At 69.3% G+C, this 6,102-nt stretch carries 7 protein-coding genes; 5 read left to right on the plus strand and 2 right to left on the minus strand.

Translation table 11 applies throughout. The features are described from left to right. Positions 1-33: 33 nt before the first annotated feature. Positions 34-642, minus strand: a complete 609-nt coding sequence (locus ACZ63D_RS22070; protein ID WP_465356194.1) for a TetR/AcrR family transcriptional regulator — start codon at positions 640-642, stop codon at positions 34-36. Positions 643-742: 100 nt separating this feature from the next. On the opposite strand from ACZ63D_RS22070, the gene ACZ63D_RS22075 reads away from it, so the two are divergent. From ACZ63D_RS22075 to ACZ63D_RS22085, 3 genes are all read left to right on the plus strand, one after another. Beyond that, on the plus strand, positions 743-1,486 hold the full coding sequence (locus tag ACZ63D_RS22075; RefSeq protein WP_465356195.1) for an SDR family NAD(P)-dependent oxidoreductase: 744 nt from the start codon (positions 743-745) through the stop codon (positions 1,484-1,486). 158 nt (positions 1,487-1,644) lie between these two features. After that, on the plus strand, positions 1,645-2,874 hold the full coding sequence (locus tag ACZ63D_RS22080; RefSeq protein ID WP_465356196.1) for an LCP family protein: 1,230 nt from the start codon (positions 1,645-1,647) through the stop codon (positions 2,872-2,874). A gap of 284 nt (positions 2,875-3,158) precedes the next feature. Then, positions 3,159-3,530 (plus strand): winged helix-turn-helix transcriptional regulator, encoded by a 372-nt coding sequence (locus ACZ63D_RS22085; protein ID WP_465356197.1) that lies wholly within the window; start codon positions 3,159-3,161, stop codon positions 3,528-3,530. 134 nt (positions 3,531-3,664) lie between these two features. On the opposite strand, the gene ACZ63D_RS22090 is transcribed toward ACZ63D_RS22085, so the two are convergent. Beyond that, complete coding sequence (locus ACZ63D_RS22090) at positions 3,665-4,438, minus strand: IclR family transcriptional regulator (RefSeq protein WP_465356198.1); 774 nt, start codon at positions 4,436-4,438, stop codon at positions 3,665-3,667. 157 nt (positions 4,439-4,595) lie between these two features. On the opposite strand from ACZ63D_RS22090, the gene ACZ63D_RS22095 reads away from it, so the two are divergent. Together ACZ63D_RS22095 and ACZ63D_RS22100 are read left to right on the plus strand one after the other, a co-directional pair. Beyond that, on the plus strand, positions 4,596-5,306 hold the full coding sequence (locus ACZ63D_RS22095; RefSeq protein WP_465356199.1) for a CoA transferase subunit A: 711 nt from the start codon (positions 4,596-4,598) through the stop codon (positions 5,304-5,306). Beyond that, positions 5,303-5,932: a CoA transferase subunit B gene (locus ACZ63D_RS22100; protein WP_465356200.1), complete on the plus strand. Its 630-nt coding sequence runs from the start codon at positions 5,303-5,305 to the stop codon at positions 5,930-5,932. The genes ACZ63D_RS22095 and ACZ63D_RS22100 overlap by 4 nt, the downstream gene beginning before the upstream one ends. Positions 5,933-6,102: the final 170 nt, after the last annotated feature.

Genomic DNA, 6,102 nt, shown 5'->3' on the forward strand with positions numbered 1-6,102 from the left:
TCCTTTCCGGACTCAGGAAGGTTCGGGAGGGTTTCAGCGAGGGTCGGGCAGACCGGCGGCGGCGATGGCGGCGGCCTCGTCGAAGATCTCGAGCAGCGGCCGGGTCCCGTTCTGGGCGGCCCACCGGCTGAGCGCGGTGTTGAGCACTCCGCCCGCGACCGCGAGCAGCAGCGAGGGGAACAGGTCGGCTTCGGCGTCGGTGCCGCAGCGCCGGGCGATCGCCGCGATCATCGGCTCCCGCGAACCGGAGCTGAGCACCGTCGCGCGAATGAGCAGTGAGGGATCGCCGTGGATGATGCGCAACCGGGTCAGCCACTCGTCGCGGTCGCGCTCGATGTCGGCAAGATCTTCCCGGACGGTGGCGATGAACGCCGCGAAGGCGCCGAGCCCGGCCGGTTGCGCGACGAACCGGGAGATCGTCCGCTCGGCCCGTTCCGCGTGGTCGGCGTAGGCGAGCAGCACCGCGTCCTCTTTGGCCGCGAAGTAGTTGAAGAACGTGCGCGCGGACACGCCCGCCTCGGCGGCGATGTCGTCGACGGTGACCTGGTCCAGACCACGTTCGTCGATCAGCCGCAGCGCCGCGAGGGCGATGGTGCGGTGGGTTTCGAGCTTCTTCCGCTCGCGCAGTCCGGGGGGAGGCACTGGATCAGCGTAGCGAGATCTTGCAGAGCCTGCAAAGTTGCAGTTTGTGAAGCAGGCCACCTCGAACCCGTCAGGGAACGGGCTGGCAGACTCACCCATCGTGAGCGGAACGGTGCTGGTGCTAGGCGGACGCAGCGAGATCGGGACGGCGGTGGCCGTCCGGCTGGCGCGCGGGGGCGCGAAGCGGTTCGTGCTCGCCGCACGACCGGGCGCGGACTTGAACGAACAGACGGCCGCCCTGCGCGAGGCAGGCGCGGAGACGGTGGCGACCGAGGACTTCGACGCCGACGACCTCTCCGCGCACCGCCCTCTGCTCGACCGCGTCATCGCCGAGCACGGGCCACTCGAGACAGTCGTGCTGGCGTTCGGCATCCTGGGCGACCAAGCGCGCGCGGAGAGCGACGCGGCGCACGCCATCGCGATTGTGCACACCGATTACGTCGCGCAGGTGTCGGTGCTCACTCACACGGCGGAACTGTTGCGTGCTCAGGGTTCCGGAAACCTGGTCGTTTTCTCGTCGGTCGCCGGGATTCGCGTGCGGCGGGCGAATTATGTGTACGGCTCGGCGAAAGCGGGCCTCGACGGCTTCGCGTCCGGGCTTTCCGACGCGCTGCACGGCACCGGCGTCCACCTGCTGCTGGTCCGCCCGGGCTTCGTGATCGGCCGGATGACCGAAGGGATGTCTCCCGCGCCGTTCTCCAGCACCGCCGATCAGGTCGCCGACGCGACTGTCGCCGCGTTGCGCAAGCGCCGCGAAGTGGTGTGGGTGCCGGGCGTGTTGCGCTTGGTGTTCGCGGCGATGCGGTTCGTGCCGCGCGCGGTGTGGCGGCGGATGCCGCGCTGAACTCCCTGTGCCCGAAGGGATACCGGCTGTCGCCGCGCGCTCGGCCGAACGGGCAGCATCACATCTTCGCGACAGGTTTCTCAGGCTATTCCCAGCTAACGCGGTGATCCTCGAACGCGGGGGTCGAAATCCGTCCCCGGGGAAGCGAGGAACCGGCCGTGCTGATCACGTCCCGGGGCCGCCGGATCGGCGGCCGTGCGGTGCTGGGAGTGGTGTCCACCCTGGTGCTGGGCGCCACCGGATTCGCGTGGTCGCAACTGCACCGGCTGGACACCAGCCTCGTCACCGCCGACGTCATCGCGCCGTCGGCGCAGGTTCCGGACGCTCCGGCCGGGGAACCGCTCACCGTCGCGCAGAACATCCTGCTGGTGGGTCTCGATTCGCGCACCAAACCGGACGGGACGCCGTTGCCGCAGAACGTGCTCGACGCGCTGCACGCGGGCGGGGGAGACGACGGCGGCAACACCACCGACACGATGATCGTGGTGCACGTCCCGGCGGGCGGGGCGGCCGCCACCGCGATCTCGATCCCGCGTGATTCCTATGTGGACATTCCGGGTTACGGCAAGCACAAGATCAATTCCGCCTACAGCCGCGCCCGCGCCGATCAGCGAGGAAAGCTCGCTCAGCAAGGAATGAGCGGCCCGCAGCTGGAAGTCGCCGCGGACGCGGCCGGGGCGAAGTCGGCGATCGCCGCGGTGCAGAAACTCACCGGGCTCACCATCAACCATTACGCCGCGGTCAATCTCTCCGGGTTCGCCGCGCTGAGCCAGGCGGTCGGCGGGGTGCAGGTGTGCCTGAAAGCACCGGTGCACGATTCCTTCTCCGGAGCGGACTTCCCCGCCGGAGTGCAGACCGTCTCCGGCACCCAGGCGCTCGCCTTCGTCCGGCAGCGGCACGGCCTGCCCAACGGCGACCTGGACCGGATCGCGCGGCAGCAAGCCTTCATGTCGGCGATGGCGAAAACCGTCCTCGGCTCCGGCACGTTCACCGATCCCGCGCGTCTTTCGTCCCTTGTGGACGCTTTGGAAGGCTCGGTCACCCTCGATCAGGGCTGGAACCTGCTGAGCTTCGCCCAGCAACTGCACGGCCTCAGCTCGGGAGCGATCGCCTTCGGCACGATTCCGGTGCAGAGCCTGTCGCTGGCCACTCCGTCCGACGGGGACGCGGTGAAGGTGGATCCGGCGCAGGTGCGGGAATTCGTGCGGACGCAGATCAGCTCGCCGGACGTCGCGGCCTCCGGGGGAACGCCGGACTCGGGAACGGTCCACCCGTCGTCGAGCAGCGGGGGCGCGGTGCGGCCGATCGCGGAGACCACGACGCCGACCCCTCCGGCGGGCACCCCGGCGCAACCGAAGATGACGACCGCGAGCGGATGCGTGAACTGACTCCGACCAGATAGCCCCGGGACCAGGCAAGCCCAGGCAGGTATTGCCCGGCCGAAATCGGCGATGCGCGCCAGCGGCTGGTGCTCACTACGCTCGCGCCCGGCCAGAAGCAGTCCGGCCGCGATCCCGCAGCCCGCCAGTGCCAGCCGCATCGTCCTCGTCCTCCCGGATCCGATTCCACCCGTCGCGCGGATGTACGAGCGGTGTGGGCCGGATGTTCGGGTTCGGCAAAGTCTGCTGGCCTGGGAGAGTGTTACTCTCTTGCGGAGAGTGAGGAGGCCGCCGTGCTGGGAAATCCATACGACCGCGACTGCCCGACGCGCCAGCTGCTCGACCGGATCGGCGACCAGTGGACGGTGCTGATCGTCGGCGCCCTGACGGACGGCCCGCTGAGGTTCACCGAGATCGGCAAACGCGTCGACGGCATCTCCCAGAAGGTCCTGACGCAAACCCTGCGCAGCCTGGTCCGCGACGGCATCCTGGTCCGCACCGCGTACCCGGTGATCCCGCCGAAGGTCGAATACGAACTGACCCAGCTGGGCCGCAACCTCGCCGAACCGCTGGAACTGCTCGACCAGTGGGCCCGGCGCAACATGGACCAGGTGACAGCTGCCCGGGCGGCTTACGACGCGGAGAACGCCGCTACTGCTTCGTGAGCGGTTGTCGAAGCAGCTGACAACCGGCTCAGCGCGGTAGTCAGTGCTGCCGCGGCACTCGCCGGTGCGTGGGGCGGTCAGTGGAGCGCAGCCCGCCGGGACGACCGGCGTTCTCGTGCGGAGAACTTCGCTGGCTAGGTCTCGGAGGGCTGCCGAAGCACGTTCGTCAACGCGTGCGCCTCCTTGAGCAGCAACGCCCCCAGCTCGCCCCGCCGCTCCGCCCGGAACCGCGACTCCACCCCGGTCAGCGTCAGCGCCCACGCGGGTTCCCCGGCCGGGTTGAACACCGCCGCGGCCATTCCCCAGCTTCCCTCGACCACCAGCCCCGGGTTGGTCGAGTACCCGTCCTCCCGCGTCCGCGCGATCCGGGCTCGGATGTCCTCTGCGCGGTGCGCCGGGCCCCATCCGGCCGTCAGGTCCACTGTGGACAGATATTCCTCGACCTCCCGGTCCGGCAGCATCGACAGCACCACCAGTCCCGCCGACACCACGCCCAGCGGGAAGCGCGCGCCCTCGTACAGCACGAACGACCGGATCGGGAAGTCGCCGTCCTCGCGCAGCAGGCAGACTGTCTCGTTGCCGCGGCGGGCGGAGAAGAACGCGCTTTCGCCGGTGGCCGCGGCCAGCCGGTGGACGCTCGCGCGCGCCTGCTGCGTCACGTCGTAGCGCGGGGCGGCCGCCTCGCCCAGCAGGTACAGCTCCGGGCCCAGGTACCAGCGGCCGCTCTGCCGGTCGCGGTCGACGTAGCCCTCGGCGGCCAGCGACGCGAGCAGCCGGTGCACCGTCGGCCGGGCCAGGCCGCACTGGCGCGCCAGCTGAGAGGTCGACGCTCCGTCGCGGTAGGTGGACAATGCGCGCAGGACCGCGGACACGCGTCCGACTACGTGGTCGGGAGGCGAGGAGGGCACGGAGTCGAGGGTACGTCCGCTCAGTGAACGCATCGGGCGCGGGTGTTCGGTGCGCGAGAGGTTTGCCGGGGATCCCGGCGTGTCGGTTGACCCGTTTCGGCCGCGCTGGGTTGTATGCGGGGACTGACCACTCACCGGACGAAGTGGAGAGGATGCCGTGCCGACGAAGTACCGCAGCGCCGCGGAGGCCCTCGACGGGCTGCTCGAGGACGGGCTGACGATCGCGGTCGGGGGCTTCGGCCTCACCGGGAACCCGAACGACCTCATCGAGGCGGTCCGGGACTCGGGCGTGCGCGATCTGACGATCGTCTCGAACAACATGGGAGTCGACGGGGCCGGGCTCGGCATTCTGCTCGACAACCGGCAGGTGCGCCGGGTGATCGCGTCGTACGTGGGCGAGAACAAGCTGTTCGCGCAGCAGTACCTCGACGGCACCGTCGAGGTCGAGTTCACCCCGCAGGGGACGCTCGCCGAGCGGATGCGGGCCGGCGGCGCGGGCATCCCGGCGTTCTACACCAAGTCCGGGGTCGGCACGCCGATCGCCGAGGGCAAGCCGCACGCCGAGTTCGACGGGGTCACCTACGTGCAGGAACGCGGGATCGTCGCGGACCTTTCTTTGGTGCACGCCTACGTCGCGGACCCGGCCGGGAACCTGATCTACCGCTACGCCTCGCGGAACTTCAACCCGCTCGTCGCGACCTGCGGCAAGGTCACGATCGCCGAGGCCGAGCAGATCTCGGACGACTACCTCGACCCGGAGCGGATCATCACGCCGGGGATCTACATCCAGCGGCTGATCCAGGCGACCGAGCGGGAAAAGCAGATCGAGAAGCGGACTGTGCGCGTGCGCGAGGAGGCGTCGGCGTGAGCTGGAGTCGGGACGAAATGGCCACGATCGGCGCTCGCGAACTGCGGGACGGCGATTACGTGAACCTCGGGATCGGGATTCCTACGCAGGTGGCCAATCATATTCCGGACGGTGTGCAGGTGACGTTGCACAGCGAGAACGGGATTCTCGGGCTGGGGCCGTTTCCCTGGGAGGGGGAGGAGGACCCGGACCTGGTGAACGCCGGGAAGCAGACGGTGACGTTGCAGCCTGGGGCCAGTTTGTTCGATTCCGCGGAGTCGTTCGCGATGATCCGCGGCGGGCATATCGACCTGGCGCTGCTCGGGGCGTTGCAGGTGGGGGCCAATGGGGATCTGGCCAACTGGACTGTGCCCGGGGCGCTGGTCAAGGGGATGGGCGGGGCGATGGATCTCGTCGCTGGGGCTCGTCGGGTGGTGATTATTACGGACCACACGGCCAAGGACGGGACGCCGAAGATTGTCGAGAAGTGCACGTTGCCGTTGACCGGGGCTGGAGTGGTGAATCGGATTATCACCAATTTGGCTGTGTTGGATGTTACTGAGGATGGGTTGAAGGTGGTGGAGTTGGCGCCTGGGGTTTCTCTGGAGGAAGTTCGGGAGAAGACTGGGGCGCCGGTCGCGGAGTAGGTGGGGGGTCTGCTCGTCGCCTGGGGGCGACATTGCGCGTGGGCCTCGGTGGGGGCACCCCGAAGCTGGATTGTGACGACGGCGCGGGGGGGGGGGGGGGGGGGGGGGGGGGGGGGGGGGGGGAGAGGGGGAGGGGCACCCTTCTTCTTTTTTTTCTTTTGGGTGTTCGG

It is taken from the genome of Amycolatopsis sp. NPDC104775, assembly GCF_055583325.1.